General features: G+C 54.7%; 20 protein-coding genes. 18 read left to right on the top strand and 2 right to left on the bottom strand.

What is annotated here, in order from left to right; all coding sequences use genetic code 11:
* The first annotated feature begins 26 nt into the window (after positions 1-26).
* The 3 genes from KNP77_RS04705 to KNP77_RS04715 are packed head-to-tail and all read left to right on the top strand — an operon-like array spanning position 27 to position 2255.
* On the top strand, positions 27-953 hold the full coding sequence (locus tag KNP77_RS04705; protein ID WP_131490243.1) for an ATP-binding cassette domain-containing protein: 927 nt from the start codon (positions 27-29) through the stop codon (positions 951-953).
* Positions 943-1713: an ABC transporter permease gene (locus KNP77_RS04710; protein WP_070328204.1), complete on the top strand. Its 771-nt coding sequence runs from the start codon at positions 943-945 to the stop codon at positions 1711-1713. The genes KNP77_RS04705 and KNP77_RS04710 overlap by 11 nt, the downstream gene beginning before the upstream one ends.
* 56 nt (positions 1714-1769) lie before the next feature.
* The gene (locus KNP77_RS04715; RefSeq protein ID WP_070328203.1) at positions 1770-2255 is read left to right on the top strand and encodes a DUF421 domain-containing protein; all 486 of its coding nucleotides are present in this window, start codon (positions 1770-1772) and stop codon (positions 2253-2255) included.
* A gap of 47 nt (positions 2256-2302) precedes the next feature.
* Here the strand turns inward: KNP77_RS04715 and KNP77_RS04720 are convergent, their stop codons facing one another.
* Positions 2303-2998, bottom strand: coding sequence for a C40 family peptidase (locus KNP77_RS04720; protein ID WP_070328202.1), 696 nt, complete (start codon positions 2996-2998; stop codon positions 2303-2305).
* Positions 2999-3376: 378 nt separating this feature from the next.
* On the opposite strand from KNP77_RS04720, the gene rho reads away from it, so the two are divergent.
* The 10 genes from rho to KNP77_RS04770 all read left to right on the top strand — a co-directional run bounded on the left by rho (position 3377) and on the right by KNP77_RS04770 (position 11630).
* Entirely contained in the window at positions 3377-4717 is a 1341-nt protein-coding gene (rho, locus tag KNP77_RS04725; protein WP_070328201.1) for a transcription termination factor Rho, read from the top strand.
* An 82-nt stretch (positions 4718-4799) separates the two neighbouring features.
* Positions 4800-5042 carry a type B 50S ribosomal protein L31 gene (locus tag KNP77_RS04730; protein ID WP_021066109.1) on the top strand — a complete coding sequence of 81 codons (243 nt, stop codon included), beginning with the start codon at positions 4800-4802 and terminating at the stop codon, positions 5040-5042.
* Between the two features lie 99 nt (positions 5043-5141).
* Positions 5142-6365: a cation:proton antiporter gene (locus KNP77_RS04735; RefSeq protein ID WP_070328200.1), complete on the top strand. Its 1224-nt coding sequence runs from the start codon at positions 5142-5144 to the stop codon at positions 6363-6365.
* 116 nt (positions 6366-6481) lie between these two features.
* Positions 6482-7093 carry a thymidine kinase gene (locus tag KNP77_RS04740; protein ID WP_070328199.1) on the top strand — a complete coding sequence of 204 codons (612 nt, stop codon included), beginning with the start codon at positions 6482-6484 and terminating at the stop codon, positions 7091-7093.
* A 112-nt stretch (positions 7094-7205) separates the two neighbouring features.
* Entirely contained in the window at positions 7206-8276 is a 1071-nt protein-coding gene (prfA, locus tag KNP77_RS04745) for a peptide chain release factor 1 (RefSeq protein WP_214888929.1), read from the top strand.
* Positions 8276-9148, top strand: coding sequence for a peptide chain release factor N(5)-glutamine methyltransferase (gene prmC, locus KNP77_RS04750; RefSeq protein WP_214889009.1), 873 nt, complete (start codon positions 8276-8278; stop codon positions 9146-9148). The genes prfA and prmC overlap by 1 nt, the downstream gene beginning before the upstream one ends.
* A complete protein-coding gene (locus KNP77_RS04755; RefSeq protein WP_131443800.1) occupies positions 9114-10124 on the top strand; it encodes an L-threonylcarbamoyladenylate synthase in 1011 nt (336 codons plus the stop codon). The genes prmC and KNP77_RS04755 overlap by 35 nt, the downstream gene beginning before the upstream one ends.
* 21 nt (positions 10125-10145) lie before the next feature.
* Positions 10146-10646 (top strand): low molecular weight protein arginine phosphatase, encoded by a 501-nt coding sequence (locus tag KNP77_RS04760; protein ID WP_083274052.1) that lies wholly within the window; start codon positions 10146-10148, stop codon positions 10644-10646.
* Positions 10647-10650: 4 nt separating this feature from the next.
* Positions 10651-11091, top strand: a complete 441-nt coding sequence (gene rpiB, locus KNP77_RS04765) for a ribose 5-phosphate isomerase B (RefSeq protein ID WP_070328195.1) — start codon at positions 10651-10653, stop codon at positions 11089-11091.
* Positions 11088-11630, top strand: coding sequence for a TIGR01440 family protein (locus KNP77_RS04770; protein ID WP_370252014.1), 543 nt, complete (start codon positions 11088-11090; stop codon positions 11628-11630). Before rpiB ends, KNP77_RS04770 begins: the two co-directional genes overlap by 4 nt.
* Positions 11631-11668: 38 nt before the next feature.
* Here KNP77_RS04770 and KNP77_RS04775 read toward each other — a convergent pair whose 3' ends face one another.
* The gene (locus KNP77_RS04775; RefSeq protein WP_131464604.1) at positions 11669-12454 is read right to left on the bottom strand and encodes an alpha/beta hydrolase; all 786 of its coding nucleotides are present in this window, start codon (positions 12452-12454) and stop codon (positions 11669-11671) included.
* Between the two features lie 130 nt (positions 12455-12584).
* Between KNP77_RS04775 and glyA the strand changes: the two genes are divergently transcribed.
* From glyA to KNP77_RS04800, 5 genes are all read left to right on the top strand, one after another.
* Entirely contained in the window at positions 12585-13838 is a 1254-nt protein-coding gene (gene glyA, locus KNP77_RS04780) for a serine hydroxymethyltransferase (RefSeq protein WP_070328192.1), read from the top strand.
* A 3-nt stretch (positions 13839-13841) separates the two neighbouring features.
* Positions 13842-14780, top strand: coding sequence for a hypothetical protein (locus KNP77_RS04785; protein ID WP_131464602.1), 939 nt, complete (start codon positions 13842-13844; stop codon positions 14778-14780).
* A gap of 108 nt (positions 14781-14888) precedes the next feature.
* Positions 14889-15158, top strand: a complete 270-nt coding sequence (locus KNP77_RS04790) for a hypothetical protein (RefSeq protein WP_131464600.1) — start codon at positions 14889-14891, stop codon at positions 15156-15158.
* Between the two features lie 72 nt (positions 15159-15230).
* Positions 15231-15908, top strand: a complete 678-nt coding sequence (locus KNP77_RS04795) for a response regulator transcription factor (protein ID WP_070328189.1) — start codon at positions 15231-15233, stop codon at positions 15906-15908.
* Positions 15909-15910: 2 nt separating this feature from the next.
* Positions 15911-17149, top strand: a complete 1239-nt coding sequence (locus KNP77_RS04800; RefSeq protein ID WP_214889011.1) for a sensor histidine kinase — start codon at positions 15911-15913, stop codon at positions 17147-17149.
* Positions 17150-17173 lie beyond the last annotated feature (24 nt).

The following is a 17173-nucleotide window of genomic DNA, read 5'->3' on the forward strand; positions in this document are numbered from 1 at the left end:
AATGAGTAAGGCAGGAGGTGGGGTCGATGATCGAAGTAGAGTCACTCGTCAAGACGTTCGGGGATGTTCCGGCCGTCGACGGAATATCGTTTTCAGTAAAACAAGGAGAAATCTTTGCGTTCCTTGGTCCGAACGGGGCCGGGAAATCGACGGCTATACAGATGTTGACGACACTCATTCGACCGACGAGCGGGTCGGCGCGCGTGAACGGGTTTGATGTCGTCAAGCGGGAGAAGGACGTCCGGTTATCCATCGGTGTCGCCCTCCAGGAGACGGGCATCGATAAAGTGTTGACCGGCCGGGAATTGCTCGTCCTTCAAGGACGGCTGTTCAAAATGACGAAACGTGAAGCAGAAGCACGGGCCGAGGAACTGCTGTCGGTCGTCTCACTCGCGGATGCGGCTGACCGAAAGAGTGGCACGTATTCCGGCGGGATGCGGCGTCGGCTTGATTTGGCGCTCACGCTCGTTCATCGTCCGATCGTACTGTTTTTAGATGAACCGACGACCGGGCTTGACCCGGCGAGTCGAATCGAGATTTGGAAAGAGGTACGGCGTCTCAATCAAGAGTTCGGGACGACCATCTTTTTGACGACCCAATATTTAGAGGAGGCGGACGAGCTGGCCGATCGCATCGCCATCATCCATCACGGTAAGATTGTCGTCGAAGGGACAGCAGAAGAATTGAAGCAGACCGTCGGAGGCGAGTCGATTTCTCTGGTGTTTCATACCGATTCAGAAGCACGAGCCGCCGCTGAACTGTTCGGACAAGCCGCGACCGGACCGAGCCTCGTCTTCGAACTTCGCGACTACACGTTGACCGACGTCGTCCGGAAACTCGATGAGCAGGCGTTACAGCCGGAGCGGCTCACGGTGAAACAGCCGTCACTTGACGACGTGTTCTTGAAAGTGACGGGCGAATCGTACGAAGGAGGTGTGCCGAGTGTGGACTGAAACGTGGTTGTTTACAAAGCGGAGTCTAATGACGACGATCCGCAACCCATTTTCATTTATCCCGAACTTGATGATTTCTGTCTTTTTCTTGCTCGTCTATACGAGCGGGCTGTCGAGTGTGGCCGCATTGCCGCAGTTCGGCGGCGGCGACTACTTGAATTTCATCTTGCCGGTATCGATCGTCTCAGGTGCTGTCGGCGGGGCTGGGGGTGCCGGCCAAGCGTTAGTGCGTGACATCGAGAGCGGCTATTTCGCCCGGTTGCTGCTCACACCTTCGACGCGGACTGCCATCGTGCTCGGACCGATGATTGCCGGGATGTTGCAACTGTTCGTTCAAACGTTGCTTATCTTTGCCGTCGCGTTCTTACTCGGGTTATCGATTCCGGTCGGTGTGGTCGGCTTCTTGTTCACGGTCCTGCTCGCGCTCGGATTCGGACTCGCCTTTGCCGGGTATTCGGTCGGGGTCGCCTTGAAGACACGGAACGCCCAAGCCGCACAGGCCGGGACACTTCTCTTCTTCCCGCTCATCTTCTTGTCGACGACGTTCGTCCCGAAAGAGTTGATCGAGGCGGAATGGCTCAAAGTGGCGGCGACGTTCAATCCGACGACGTACATCTTCGAAGGCATGCGGGCCGTGTTGACCCAACCGACGATTGACTGGGGCGCTTTGTCGGCCGGCCTTGCCGTGGCTGGAGGGATGAGTGTCATCATGGTCGTCTTCGCGGCGACGAACGCGCGGGGTGCCTTGAAACAAAAATGATGAACGACGAGTACGCTTTCGAAGTGATTGTTCAAAAACAGAAAAGGGGGGAGACGATGGATCAACTCAAAACGATGGTGCAAATCATCTTGACAGGGATCGGGGCTTACTTCTCGATCATTTTCATATTACGTGTATCAGGAAAACGGACGCTCTCGAAAATGAACGCATTCGATTTTATCGTGACCGTTGCGCTCGGTTCGATCTTAGCGACGACGCTCACGAGCCGACAGACACCGCTACTGAATGGGCTCGTCGCTTTTGCCACGCTCGTCGCGTTGCAATACGTCATGGCGAAGCTGGCCAATCGGTCAAAACGAGTGAACGAGCTGATCAAATCGACACCGACGATGCTATATTATCGGGGGAGTTACTTAGAAGCGGAGATGCGTAAAGAACGCGTGCTCGAGATCGAAGTGCTCCAAGCCATCCGCTCGAGCGGGACCGCTCACGATAAAGTCGAGGCGGTCGTCCTTGAGACAGACGGGACGTTCTCGGTGTTGACGAGCACGGAAGCCGTTTTGCAAAATGTTCGTAAATAAAAAACGACTCGGTTCCGCTGAACCGAGTCGTTTGAGGTTTTATTGAATTAGAGGTACGTTCCAGCACCGACGTAACGTGGTGCCCAGTAACCTGATGTGAAGCTCGCGTATTTAACGCCGCCTGTTTCTGAGTTGATCATTTGTGTCTTGCTGATTGCCATACCGACGTGTTGGATCGTGCCGCCGTTATGTGAGAAGAACACGAGGTCGCCTGCTTGAATCGCTGACTTCGACAATTTTTTCGAGCTTGAGTATTGTGAGCGTGAATCACGTGGGATTGACTTGTTGATCGCTTTCTTGTAAACATGTCCTGTGTAACCAGAGCAGTCAAATCCAGCTGTTGTCGTTCCGCCGTAACGGTACGGTGTGCCAAGGTATTTCTTCGACTCGGCGACAAGTTTCGTACGAGCGCTTGAAGAAGAAGTCGTTGTCACTTTAGTAGCCGTTGCTGTGTTTGCTTTCAAGTACGTGTAAGTCGATGACGCTGAGATGTAACGGTGAGTCCCTTTGTAGTTGATCTTGTAGAACGAGCCAACTTTACCGAGGTATGTATAGCGTTGACCTTTATTCATCTTCGTAACGACTGACGAGCTGAGTGATGCTGATGTCCGAATGTTCAAGCCGTTGACTTTCGAGTAAGCGAATGTTCCAGTAGCTGCTTCTGCTTGTTCACCTGTTGTGAATGCAAGACCCGAGAAAGCGATAGTGGCGGCGACGATGATAGATGCGAAACGCTTTAACATAGTATAATTCCCTCCGTTTTTTAAAATAAAACCCTGTGAGTGTATATGATCGATGTGTGTTTACGATAGTTGAGCAAAAGTCGAGTTTGTTACCCGGTTTCCTCTGCAAATAAACTATATCATGCGTAAGACCGATGGCATTTTTCAATCACAAGTCAAAAATAGTTTTCTTGTAACATATTTGAAACAATATGGAGGCATAGAGACCTTTTTGTTACATAAGGAAGAGTACCGGACGTTAACTTTTAAAAATCAAGGGAATAGACTGATATGTAGCCGTTTATATAAAGTGACGGCATGATTGAATTGTGATTAGATGAATAAGAACTTTACAATTACTTTTCAAATATAGAATCACAAGAAAGACAGGTGACGTTTATGACGCAAAGTACAGAACCAGCTAAAAACTATACGCTTCGTGAACTCGAGACGAAGACGTTGAAAGAATTGTATGAAATCGCAAAAGAAGTGAATGTGCCTCAATATCGGGAAGCACGGAAACGTGAACTCATGTTCCGAATCTTAAAATCGCAAGCCGAATCGAAGGACCTTTATTTCCTCGAAGGTGTCCTTGAGATCATCCCTCCGAACCCGCAGTCACAAAATGAAGGTGGCTTCGGTTTCCTCCGACCGATCAACTACTCCCAATCGTCCGAAGACATCTATATCGCCGCTTCACAGATCCGCCGCTTTAGTTTGCGGAACGGGGATCTCGTCACCGGGAAAGTCCGGAAACCGAAAGAAAATGAACGTTTCCAAGGGCTCTTGAGCGTCGAGGCGGTCAACGGGGAAACGACCGATTCGACCCGGAACCGCGACTATTTCCCTGCGCTCACGCCGATCTATCCGGAAAAGCAAATGGTGCTCGAGACGGAGCCGAACCATCTATCGGTCCGTGTCATGGATATGATCGCACCGGTCGGCTTCGGGCAACGTGGTTTGATCGTCGCCCCACCGAAAGCCGGGAAGACATCTCTATTGAAAGAAGTCGCCAATTCCATCACGACGAACCATCCGAACGTTGAACTGATCATCCTATTGATCGACGAACGTCCGGAAGAAGTGACGGACATCCAACGTTCGGTGCCGGGTGCAGACGTCGCCTATTCGACGTTTGACGAGACACCGGAGAATCACACTCGCATCTCGGAGCTCGTGCTAGAGCGGGCGATGCGCCTCGTCGAACATAAGAAAGACGTCGTCATCTTGCTCGACTCGATCACTCGGTTGACGCGTGCCTATAACCTGTCCGTCCCGCCGAGCGGGCGTACGCTCTCGGGCGGGATCGATCCGGCAGCGTTCCACAAACCGAAGAAATTCTTCGGGGCGGCCCGGAACATCGAGGACGGCGGCAGTTTGACGATTCTCGGGACGGCGCTCATCGATACCGGTTCGCGGATGGATGACGTCATCTATGAAGAGTTCAAAGGGACCGGCAACATGGAGCTCCATCTCGACCGGAAGCTCGCGGAACGCCGTATCTTCCCGGCCATCGATATCCGTCGTTCGGGTACGCGAAAAGAAGAACTCCTCCTCGGCAAGGACGAGCTCGACTCACTTTGGACGATTCGTCGCACGATGAACGAGTCGCCGGACTTCGTCGATCAGTTCTTGCGTCGTGTGCGTGAGACGCAAACAAATCTCGACTTTTTTGCGGCGCTCGAGGCCGATAAGAAAAAGAGTCGCCGCCCGGTGAAAAAAACGAAAACGGACTTGTAAATCCGTGAACCGGGTGCTATTATATTCTAGTGAACTTTCTCTAGGTTGAAAGAATACTTAGGGCAGAAGGAGTTGAAAAGCAATGAAACAAGGAATCCACCCAGAATACCGTAAAGTCGTATTCATGGACTCAACGACTGAGTTTAAATTCATCAGTGGTTCGACTCGTTACTCTAACGAAACGATCACGATGGAAGATGGTAACGAATACCCACTCATCCGTGTCGATGTATCTTCTGATTCGCACCCGTTCTACACAGGTCGCCAGAAATTCGCATCTGCGGACGGTCGTATCGAGCGCTTCAACAAGAAGTACCAACGTTAATCGTCAAGTTGTATGCACACCGCCTAGGGATTGCCCTTGGCGGTTTTTTGTTGTCCAAGCGAGGGTAAAGAGACGGAAGACTGACATGAGGGGGCTTCCATGGAGTATATATTGATTAGCATCAGCTTGTTGGTTGGCGTCGGGATCGTCTCGCAATGGTTGGCGTGGCGCTACCAAATTCCGGCGATTATCATCATGACGGTTGCCGGCGTGTTGGCCGGTCCGATCTTTGGTTTGTTTGAACCGCGAGAGTTGCTCGGTAATTTGTACAGCCCGATCATCTCGTTTGCGGTCGCGATCATATTATTTGAAGGTAGTTTAGGGCTTCATTTCAGCGAGATCAACCAATTCCGGCGTTCGATCGTCCGCATCGTGACAGCGGGTGTGACGTTGTCGTTCGTTGGGGCTTCGCTGTTGATTCAATACGTCGGCGGTCTCCATTGGGTCGTCGCTTGGACGATGGGAGCGCTATTCGTCGTCACCGGCCCGACGGTCGTCATCCCGTTGCTCAGGCAAGCCCATCTGAAAGATCGGGTCGGTGCCATCTTAAAGTGGGAAGGGATCATTGTCGACCCGGTCGGTGCGTTGCTCGGCCTGTTCGTGATTCGAATCGGCTACATCGTCTATGAAGGCATGGACTTGTGGGTACAATTGCTCTTTGCGGGAGCTTGTCTCGTCGGTATCGGTCTCGGTTACGTGTTCGGTCACGTCTTGATGGGCTGGTTCGTAGGTGAGAAGATTCCGCGGTACTTACGCGCTTCGGTGACGCTTACGGCCGTCTTGATCTTATTCTCTTTGAGCGAGTTTATGATGCATGAAGTCGGTCTCCTTGCCGTGACGGCGATGGGGATGACGATGGCGAACACGAAACTTCGCGATGAACAGATCATCGAGGAACTGCAGTCGTTCAAGGAAGACATCTCGATTTTGCTGATCTCATCCGTATTCATCTTGCTGACGGCGTCGCTGTCGCGTGAAGAACTATTGAATATCTTCCAGTGGCCATTGCTGTTGACGATTGCCGGCATCTTGTTTCTCGTTCGACCACTGGCAATCTATGTATCGACGCTTGGTGTGGGGCTTCCGCTCAAGGAGCGTGGGTTCATCGGCTGGATCGCGCCACGCGGCATCGTCGCGATGACGGTCGCAGGTTTTTTCGCGGAGGAAGTGGCTGGTCTCGGGATTGAGGATGCGTCACAGATGCTACCGCTCACGATCGGACTCGTCTTTACCTCGGTGACGTTGCACGGGCTGACGATTCGACCGCTCGCGCGCAAATTGAACTTGATCGATTATAAAAAAGAAGAAGAAGCGGAAGAGTGAAGAGAAATCGGGACGGGATGATGCCGTTCCGATTTTTGTTAGAAGTCAACCCTTTTCCTATGACTGAAAGATGGTTATAATCGGAAAGCGATTAACGATGGAGAGGGCGAAGTAGAATGATGCATGTGACGAACCGTTACGGTTGGATAGAAGTGATTTGTGGCAGTATGTTTTCTGGGAAGTCGGAGGAATTGATCCGCCGTGTCCGTCGGGCGCACTACGGGAAGATCCCGGTCCAAGTGTTCAAGCCGGCCATCGATGACCGCTACCACGAAGAGAACGTCGTCTCCCATAGCGGCAACTCGGTCGTGGCCGTCCCGACTCGAACGAGTCAAGATGTGTACGATGCGGTGCGCGAAGAGACGCAAGTCATCGCCATCGACGAGGTGCAGTTCTTTGACGAGGGGATCGTCGACGTCATCGAGCAGTTGGCGTCAGAAGACAAACGTGTCATCTGCGCCGGACTCGATATGGACTTCCGTGGCGAACCGTTCACGATGATGCCGGAGCTCTTGTCGCGTGCCGAGTTCGTCACGAAGCTGCAGGCGATCTGCCTGTCGTGCGGCGCCCCGGCGTCTCGGACGCAGCGCTTGATCAACGGCGAACCGGCTCGCTTTGAGGACCCGGTCATCTTAGTCGGTGCCGCTGAGTCGTACGAACCGCGTTGCCGCCATTGTCATGACGTCCCGAACAAACCACGCCCGATCCGTCATACAGTAGCGGATTGAGGATTTGGCTGGTTCGCTCTAAGTATTCAATTTGTCGACGAACCGAGCTAGCTCGGTTCGTTTTTTGGTATAATGAAGAGAACGATTTGGTGAACAGAAAGGACGGATCATGATGTTTGACCGTTTAAGCGTTTTAGAAGAACGATATATGCAATTGAATGAGATACTCGCTGACCCGGAAGTGCTCAGCGACTCGAATAAACTGCGTCAATATTCAAAAGAACAGTCTCAACTCGAGGAGACGGTACAAGCGTATCGACGCTATAAAGAGACGAGTACGGCCTACAAAGAAGCGAAAGCGATGTTAGAAGACCGAACGCTCGAGTCCGATATGCGCGAACTCGCGAAAGAAGAGATGGCGCTGCTCGAACCAGTTGTGAAAGCGCTCGAAGCGAAGCTGCGCGTCCTGCTCATCCCGAAAGACCCGAACGACGACAAGAACGTCATCGTCGAGATTCGCGGGGCGGCCGGTGGTGACGAGGCGGCACTGTTTGCGGTCGACTTGTATAAGATGTACACCCGATTCGCCGAGCGTCAAAACTGGAAAGCCGAGCTGATCGACGCCAACTATACGGAACTCGGCGGCTTTAAAGAAGTGACGTTTTTGATCAACGGTGCCGGTGCCTACTCGAAACTGAAATTCGAGAATGGGGCACACCGTGTGCAACGCGTCCCGTCGACGGAGTCGGGCGGACGGATCCACACGTCGACAGCAACCGTCGCGGTCTTGCCGGAAGCGGAAGACGTCGAAGTGCACATCGACATGAAAGACGTCCGCGTCGACACGTTCACGTCGTCAGGGCCGGGTGGTCAATCGGTCAACACGACCCAGTCGGCCGTGCGGTTGACACACATCCCGTCAGGACTCGTCGTGTCATGCCAAGACGAGAAATCACAGCATAAAAACAAAGATCGGGCGATGAAAGTCTTGCGGGCCCGTCTGTACGACAAGATGCAGCGCGAACATCTCGAAGAACTGTCGGCGCAGCGGAAGTCGGCCGTCGGGACGGGCGACCGTTCGGAGCGGATCCGGACGTATAACTTCCCGCAAAGCCGTGTGACCGACCACCGCATCGGCCTCACGCTTCAAAAACTTGACCGGGTGCTCGCCGGGGAGCTTGAAGACATCATTGATGCGCTCGTCATGGAAGATCAGGCCGGCTTGATGGAGGGTATGGAGTGATGCGGATTGCCGCAAGGTTGAAACAAGCGGAACGCATGCTCATTGACGCGGGGCGTGACCCGTCGACCGCCGAATGGTGGCTCATGCACGTGCTCGGCGTCGACCGGACGGGTCTGATCGTTCGGTTATCCGAAGAACTCTCGGACGACGAAACAACTGCGTTCGAGTCCGGGCTCGAACGACTGCTTGTCGGTGAGCCGGTCCAACATTTGATTGGCCAGGCCCCGTTCTACGGTCGTTCATTCGCTGTGAATCGGGATGTACTTATCCCGCGACCGGAGACCGAAGAGTTGATCGAATGGGTCGTTGAGCACGTCGGACCGATTGAAGACGACGCGATCGTCGACGTCGGCACGGGCAGTGGCGCCATCGCCATCACGCTCAGTCTCGAGCTCGGTGTCCGCGTCCAAACGGTCGATATTTCCCGGGAAGCGATTGCAGTGGCAAAACGTAACGCGGAAGTGCTTCGTGCCGATGTGACGTTTCATGAAGGGGATTGTCTCGGTCCGGTCGCGGACGATTCGATTCGGGTGCTCGTCTCAAATCCGCCTTACATCGAAGCTGATGAACTGCTCGATGAGACGGTCGCAGGATACGAACCGCACCTCGCATTATTCGGGGGGGCGGACGGTCTCGAGTTCTACCGGAAAATCATCGCGGACTCAACACGCGTGCTACGTGCCGATTGGCAATTGATTGCGTTTGAAATCGGGTATAGTCAAGGACAAGTTGTGAAATCGTACCTGTCCGAACGTTATCCTGAAGCAGAAACGGGTATTTTAAAAGATATAAACGGTAAAGACCGAATTGTCTACGCCGTGAGGGAAGGGATTGCGCATGGAAACGAAATGGATCAAGCCAACAGAAGTTGAGGAAGGGGTTCGTCTCTTGAAGATGGGCGAGGTGATCGCGATTCCGACAGAGACGGTGTACGGCCTCGCCGGGGATGCGACGAACGATATCGCCATCCGTAAGATTTTCGAGGCGAAAGGAAGACCATCGGACAACCCGCTCATCGTCCACGTGGCTACGGTCGAACAGGCCGAACATTTCGCGCAAGCCATCCCGCCGGTAGCCAAACGCTTGATGGAAGCGTTTTGGCCCGGTGCCTTGACGATCATCTTACCGTCGAACGGTCGAGCGTCGTCACTCGTGACGGCCGGGCTCGACTCGATCGGCCTCCGCATGCCGGACCATCCGGCCGCACTCGAACTCATCCGCACGTCCGGTCTCGGTCTCGCGGCGCCGAGTGCGAACCGTTCAGGACGACCGTCACCGACATCGGCACAGCACGTGGCCGATGATTTGACCGGTCGGATCGCGGGTATTATGGATGGGGGACCGACAGGCATCGGCGTCGAGTCGACTGTGATCGACTGCACGACGGAACCGGTGACGATTTTGCGTCCCGGTGGCGTGACGAAAGAAGCGATCGAGGCCGTCATCGGGCCAGTCGCGCTCGATGCGAATTTGAGCGATGAAGCGGCCGCGCCCAGATCACCAGGAATGAAGTACACCCACTATGCCCCGACTGCACCTTTGTATTTAGTCGATGGCGGACGCGATGATCTCGTCCGTGCCATCACGATGCGGCAGGCGGCGGGCAAACGGATCGGCGCGCTCGTATTTGATGAAGCAACGACCCCGGCTGACGTCACGCTTTCTCTCGGTGACACGATGGAGATGGCGGCCCAGCGACTTTACGAGGCGTTGCGCAAATTCGATGAGACAGATGTAGAAGAGATTTACGTGAATCGGATTGAACCGACGGGAGTCGCTCTTGCCGTATATAATCGCTTGTATAAAGCGGCAGGCGGGAAGATCATCCGTCTAGAGGAAGAGGCTTAAGGACATGAGGAGGATCACGCGATGTCAATGAAACGCGTATTATTCATATGTAGTGGGAACACATGCCGAAGCCCGATGGCGATGGCCCTGCTCCGCTCGAAAGTGACAGGCGACGAATTTGATATTCGTTCGGCTGGAGTTCGGACGATGCAAGGGTTTGATGCCTCAGAAAACGCTCTTCAAGTATTACGTGAACGAGGGATTGAACTCGAACACGTGACGCAGACGTTCGACGACGTACTCGGACGTTGGGCAGACATCATTTTGACGATGACGCGGGCACACCGCGAACAGATTCGGGATACGTATCCGGATTTGGCCGATCGTACGTTCACATTATATGAGTTCGTGACCGGGCTCGAACGTGACATTAACGACCCGTTCGGAGGCTCGATGAACGTCTATCGCCAAGTCCGAAACGAACTCGAACCACTCGTCAATCGACTTGTGTTAAAATTGACGAATGACGGGTCAAAGGTGACGAAACCACCGAGACGCCTACCAAAGAAGACGGGGGAATGAACACATGAAAATTGCAATCGGCGCCGACCACGGCGGATTCAACTTAAAAAAAGACATCATTGGATTACTAGAAGAGCTTGGCCACGAGTATAAAGATTTCGGGACACACTCGGCCGAGTCGATCGATTATCCAGACGTAGCCATCCCGGTCGCTGAGGCTGTCGCTGCCGGCGAGTTCGACCGCGGCATCTTGATTTGCGGCACAGGGATCGGTATCGGCATTGCGGCGAACAAAGTTAAAGGGATCCGCGCAGCACTCGTTCACGACTCGTTCAGCGCCAAGGCGACACGTCAACACAACGACTCGAACATCATGACGATGGGCGAGCGTGTCGTCGGACCGGGGCTCGCGATTGACTTGGTGGCGACGTGGCTCGATACAGATTTCGAGGGCGGACGTCACTCGAACCGTGTCGACAAAATGAGCGCTTACGAAACGAAGTGACCGTGATGAAAGCTGAACTTTCGAACCTGCTGTTGGAGCTGCACGAACGCTTTCCGCTCGATGAGGACAAGATCCTCATCATCGGCTGTTCGACGAGCGAAGTCATCGGCAAGACGATTGGGAAAGCCGGATCGATCGATGTGGCGTCGGAATTCATCGAAGCGTTTCTCGCGTTTCGTGACAAGACGGGCGTCCATCTGGCGTTTCAAGGGTGCGAGCACATTAACCGTGCCCTCACCGTCGAGCGTCGGACGCAGAAGCAGTTCGGTCTGACCGAAGTGACCGTCGTCCCGGTCCGCTCAGCGGGTGGGGCGATGGCGGAGAAAGCGTATGAGCGCCTCAACGCGCCGTGCGTCGTCGAATCGATTCAAGCGGACGCTGGGATCGACATCGGATCGACGTTGATCGGCATGCACTTGAAGCCGGTCGCGATCCCGGTCCGGTTATCGGCGAAACAGCTCGGCGAGGCGTACGTCACGTTCGCCGTCACAAGACCGAAACTAATCGGTGGCCCTCGGGCACATTATCCAGCGAAATAACAAAGACAGCCGGTCATAGCGACCGGCTGTCTTTTGCGTTATACGTCTTCACTGAACAGATACGATACGACCATCGGGAAACGTTCGCGCCAGGCGAGTTCGTTGTGCACACCTTCTTCGATGACTTCGAAGCGCAAGTGGTCGACTTTGTCGCGTAGTAAGGCGTAGACGCGCTCGCTCGACTCGAGATACATCTCGTTCGTCGGCCCATCCTCTGACGGCTGCTCGACTTCTTTACGGCCGACGTCCATATATAGACGCTCGATACCTTTCAAATCACTCGACTCGATCAACTGCTCGAGTTCGGTCTGGTTGAACCAGAACGCTGACGACAAGGAAGCGACACGTTTGAAGATGTCCGGATAGACGGAGGCGGCATACACCGAGATGAGTCCACCCATCGAGCTGCCGATCATCCCGGTCTCGTCTGGTTTCGTCCGATACGCGTCGTCAATCATCGGCTTCAGCTCTTGGGCGATATATTCGATGTAGGCCGAGCCTTGGCCGCCTAATGTCAATTCTCGACCATAGAGTGCTTCCCCGACGAACGGATTTTCCCAAGGGCCGTATTCGTCGAGTCTCATCTCACCCGGTGCGCTATCGATGGCGACGACGATCAAGTCGCGCTTTGAGGCGTCCAAATACTCTCCGACGCGCCAGCTCATATTGTAGCTCGCGTCCGCGTCGTCGAACGCGTTCTGTCCGTCGTGCATGTAGAGCACCGGGTAGCGCTTGTCCGTCAGTTCGTAGTCGTTAGGCGTATAAATCCGGACCGTCCGCTCGCGCTCGAACGGGGTAATCGTCACTTGTCTCGTCTCAATCATAATTGTCCTCCTCTAATGTTCTTCTTCAATACCATACCCAACTTTGAGCCCGATTATGACGATACCCAAAAAAACGAGCATATGGTACGATGGGGTTGTTGATTTTTAGACATTCAGAGGGGGTTTCAACATGGTAAACACGACGAAGTTGAAAGTGCAGGATGCGGAATTGTTTGAAGCGATGCAACACGAGCTCGCCCGTCAACGGGAGAACATCGAACTAATCGCCTCGGAGAACTTTGTCTCAGAAGCGGTCATGGAAGCGCAAGGCGGGGTTCTCACGAACAAATACGCCGAAGGTTACCCAGGTCGCCGTTACTACGGTGGTTGTGAGTTCGTCGACGTGGCCGAAAACTTGGCACGCGACCGGGCGAAGGAACTGTTCGGTGCAGAACACGCCAACGTCCAGCCGCATTCGGGTGCGCAAGCGAACATGGCCGTCTACTTCACGGTGCTTGAAGCGGGCGACACGGTGCTCGGCATGAACTTGTCGCACGGTGGCCATTTGACGCACGGAAGTCCGGTCAACTTCTCGGGCGTCCAGTACAACTTCGTCGAGTACGGTGTGGACAAAGACACAGAACACATCGACTATGACGTCGTCGCAGCCCTCGCGAAAGAACATAAACCAAAACTGATCGTCGCCGGAGCGTCAGCATACCCGCGGACGATCGATTTCGCCAAGTTCCGTGAAATCGCCGACAGCGTCGACGCCTATCTCATGGTCGATATGGCCCACATCGCCGGACTCGTCGCGGCCGGACTCCATCCGAACCCGGTCGAGCACGCGCACTTCGTGACGACGACGACGCACAAGACGCTTCGCGGCCCGCGCGGCGGGATGATCCTTTGTAAAGAAGAGTTCGCCAAAGCGATCGATAAGTCGATTTTCCCTGGTATTCAAGGCGGCCCGCTCATGCACGTCATCGCCGCGAAAGCGGTGGCGTTCGGAGAGGCGCTCCAACCGGAGTTTAAAGACTATCAGGCGCAAGTCATCAAAAACGCGCAAGTGCTCGCGCAAGGTTTAGAAGAAGAAGGGCTCCGCATCGTATCGGGCGGTACGGACAACCATCTCCTCCTCGTCGACCTCCGTGGCATCGATATTACCGGTAAAGCGGCCGAGCATGCGCTCGATGCAGCCGGTATCACGGTCAACAAGAACACGATCCCGTTCGACCCGGCGTCACCGTTCGTCACGAGCGGGATCCGTCTCGGGACGGCAGCGATGACGACACGCGGTTTGAAAGAAGACGACATGCGTGAAGTCGCTCGTCTGATCGGTCGTGTCCTGACAAACCATGAAGATGAAGCAGTGCTCGCCGAGGCGCACGAAGACGTACGTGCCTTGACGGCGAAATTCTCGCTCTATCCTGAACGAGGCTGATGAATGGACGCACGGACACTAGCAGAACGGGAACTTGCAGAACTGCCGCTCATCGATATGACGGAATGGCTCATCCGAAAAGGAGAGCATGACCCGACGTTCCGTCTCGTTGCGAACGAGTTTGGCGTCGTGATGACGCTCCTTGACCACGGCTATTACGTCGAGGCGAGCGAACGGATTGTGCCGCTTCTCGGGATGAAAGTGCCGGCGGCGTTCCATCGGCTCGGACTCGCGCTTGAAATGAAAGCGAACGGCAAGAAGGCGGCCAAGCGCCGCTTTCGTTCGTTGTCGCCAGCCGTCATGCAGCATGCGGACCTCTCGCCATGGCGTACCGCCTTTAAATGGGACAAGAAGTGGCTCGGACTACCGGCTGTCGTCGCGTTGGCGCTTGTCGCCCTCGCATTTTGGCCTGAAGCGACTCCACCCGCCGTACCGGTGACTGAAGACGCGCCACGGGTCGAGACGGTGACCGAGGACGAGGCGCTCGCCAAACGGCTAGAAGAGCTCGAGCAAGAAGTCGCCCGTCTCGAGGAAGCGAACGAGGCGTTGCAGACGGAAGAAGCGCCGGTCGAAGAGGAAGCGCCGGCGACACCGGCACAACAAGTCATTCCGCTTGCGGATGTCGAGACGCTCGTCCAAGACAAACGTTATAAAGAGGCGGACGCCCTCCTCGAAGGCACGCCGAAAGCCGGGCAAGAACAGGCCGTCGGCTTCTATCGCCTCCTCGTCGACAACAAGCTCGGAGAAGCAGAAGTGTCAGACTATGCGGCGTACGTCGAAACGTACCCGGAATCGGGCTACAAGACAGACGTCCTGTGGATGAAGGGCATCGCTGAGAAGAAGGCCGGGGACGAAGCGTACCGGACGACGCTCGCCGAAGTCGCCGCGATGGAAGGCACATATTGGGCACCGATTGCGAAATCGGTACTAGAAGACGAATGAGGTTGCGGCCATGCCGCAACCTTTTTCTCATCAAATTCTAATCTGGTTCACCAACGTTTCTCAACCCGCTCCCGTACAGTAAAGAAAAAGAAGTAGGGGGAGAGGCACATGCAACGCAGTACAACAGGTAAAGTCGCCCGATTCATGAAAGGCGCAATCATCGGGGCGCTCGCGCTCACATTGATGGCAGCAGGAGTGGCAGGATTTTTAATTTTCACGCTGACCGGGAACGCCTGGCTCGATCAAATCGTTCAATTCGGGACTGACGTGTCGTTCCAAGCGGAGGGAATCGAATCCTCGTTTGAACGCTTCAGCGACTCGATCGAGCTTCGCGTCGAACAAGCGATTCCAGAAGCGGTTCGTCCGTTTTTCGACTGATGAATCCGGGAACAGAATAAGGATGCGTCGGGCGGACTGCTCGGCGCTTTTTTTCAAGAAAGGATGAACTATATGCCGACAATCCTCGTCGTAGAAGACGATGCTAAAATTGCCAGACTGCTTGAACTTGAACTGATGCACGCCGGCTATCAAGTCGAGGTCACCCACGACGGACGCAGCGGGCTTGAACGAGCGCTCGCCGGGGGGATCGACTTGATGCTTTTAGACGTGATGCTTCCGCAAATGAGCGGGCTCGAGGTCGTCCGTCGGGTGAAGGAAGAACAACCGTTGCTCCCGGTCTTGATGGTGACGGCGCGGGGCGACCGGTACGATAAAGTGAGCGGGCTCGACCTTGGGGCGGATGATTACATCACAAAGCCGTTCGAAATGGAGGAACTGCTTGCCCGGATCCGTGCATTTTTGCGGATGCGCCAGCACGTCCATGTCGATGCGACTGAACGTGTTTTGTCCTATGAGGGACTCACGGTCGACGTTAACCGGCATGAGGTGACGTGCGAGGGACAGAAAGTCGAGTTGACTCGTCGTGAATTCGATTTGATCGTCTATTTGCTCGAGCATCCGGAACGCGTGCTCACGCGCGACCAACTCGTCGAGCACGTCTGGGGTTTCGACTATTATGGGGACACGAACGTCGTCGACGTATACGTGCGTTACTTACGGAAGAAACTCGGAGGTTCTTGGATTCAGACGGTACGAGGCGTCGGCTACATGCTGAAGCGTGGTGAGTGAGTATGAAATTACGGACGAAAATCGCCCTCGGGATGGCCGGGTTCATGCTGTTTTTACTCATCACGTCGTTCGGGGTCGCCTGGGTCGTCTCGCGTCAGCAAATCGTCGACGCCCGCTATGACGTGCTCCGTCAAGCGCTCAGTCTGCTCGAAGAGGATGAGCGGAACCGTCAGGCCGTGCTGTCGCTGCATGAGGACAGTGTCGTTCTCGAGCGACAGAGCAATGGCGATTGGGGCATCACCGGCGGGCAGGCAGCAGAAGGTTTGAGTTTTCCCATCAATTTTGGGGAGCCGGCACTGATTGATGACTGGTTCGTCATCGCCACGTCGAACGGTCTCGGTTTCGCCTTTCAAGACGCGGCGGTAAGTGAGACGCTACAGACGCTCGCGACGATTTTCCTCGTCATTTTCTTGATTGCGGTGGCGATGACGTTCGTCGGAAGTTTATGGATTGTGCGCCAAGGACTCGATCCGCTCCGGCGGCTCGAGTCGACGATGGGCCGGATCACAGAATCAGGGACGCTCGAGACGATTGACGTCGGGCCGAATCAAGATGAGGTGTCGACGCTCGCGACAGGGTTCAATCAGATGATTGCCCGTGTCGAAGGGTCGATGGAGCAACAACGCCGTTTCGTCGCGGATGTTTCACATGAACTCAAAACCCCGCTCACCGTTATTGAAGGGTACGCCAAGTTGCTCAGACGTTGGGGTCAACATGACCCCGTCGTACGCGACGAGGCGATTGATCATATTTTGACCGAGTCGAGACAGATGCGGGAGGACTTGATTGAACCGATGCTTGAACTGAGTCGCTTCGCCGCTTTAGAGGACATCGAAGTCGAACAGATCGATTTGAGCGATCTCGCGCTCCAACTTGAAGAACGGTTCGAACGGTCGCACGGAAAACACGTCCCGATCGACGCGGCAGGGAGTTGGGCTGGACATCGTGACTCGTTGCAGCGATTGATTGTCATCTTCATCGATAACAGCTTGAAGTACGCGACCGACACGAGCGTAACGATGACATCAAATCGGATTGAGGTGCGTGACCATGGGACAACTCTGACCGAGGAGGCGCGTGCGCGGTTGTTCGACCGGTTCTATCGGCTTGATGAAGCGCGCGACCGGAGCGGCAGCGGTCTCGGGCTTGCCATCGCCAAAGAAGTCGCCGACTTGAACGGTTGGAAGGTTGGGAGTTACGCGAACGCGCCGGACGGGAGCATATTCTTCGTCACCAAATGAGGAAAGTTTCTCAGGCACTCATCA

Source organism: Exiguobacterium sp. s142 (assembly GCF_018618455.1).
Taxonomy (GTDB): Bacteria; Bacillota; Bacilli; order Exiguobacteriales; family Exiguobacteriaceae; genus Exiguobacterium; species Exiguobacterium aurantiacum_A.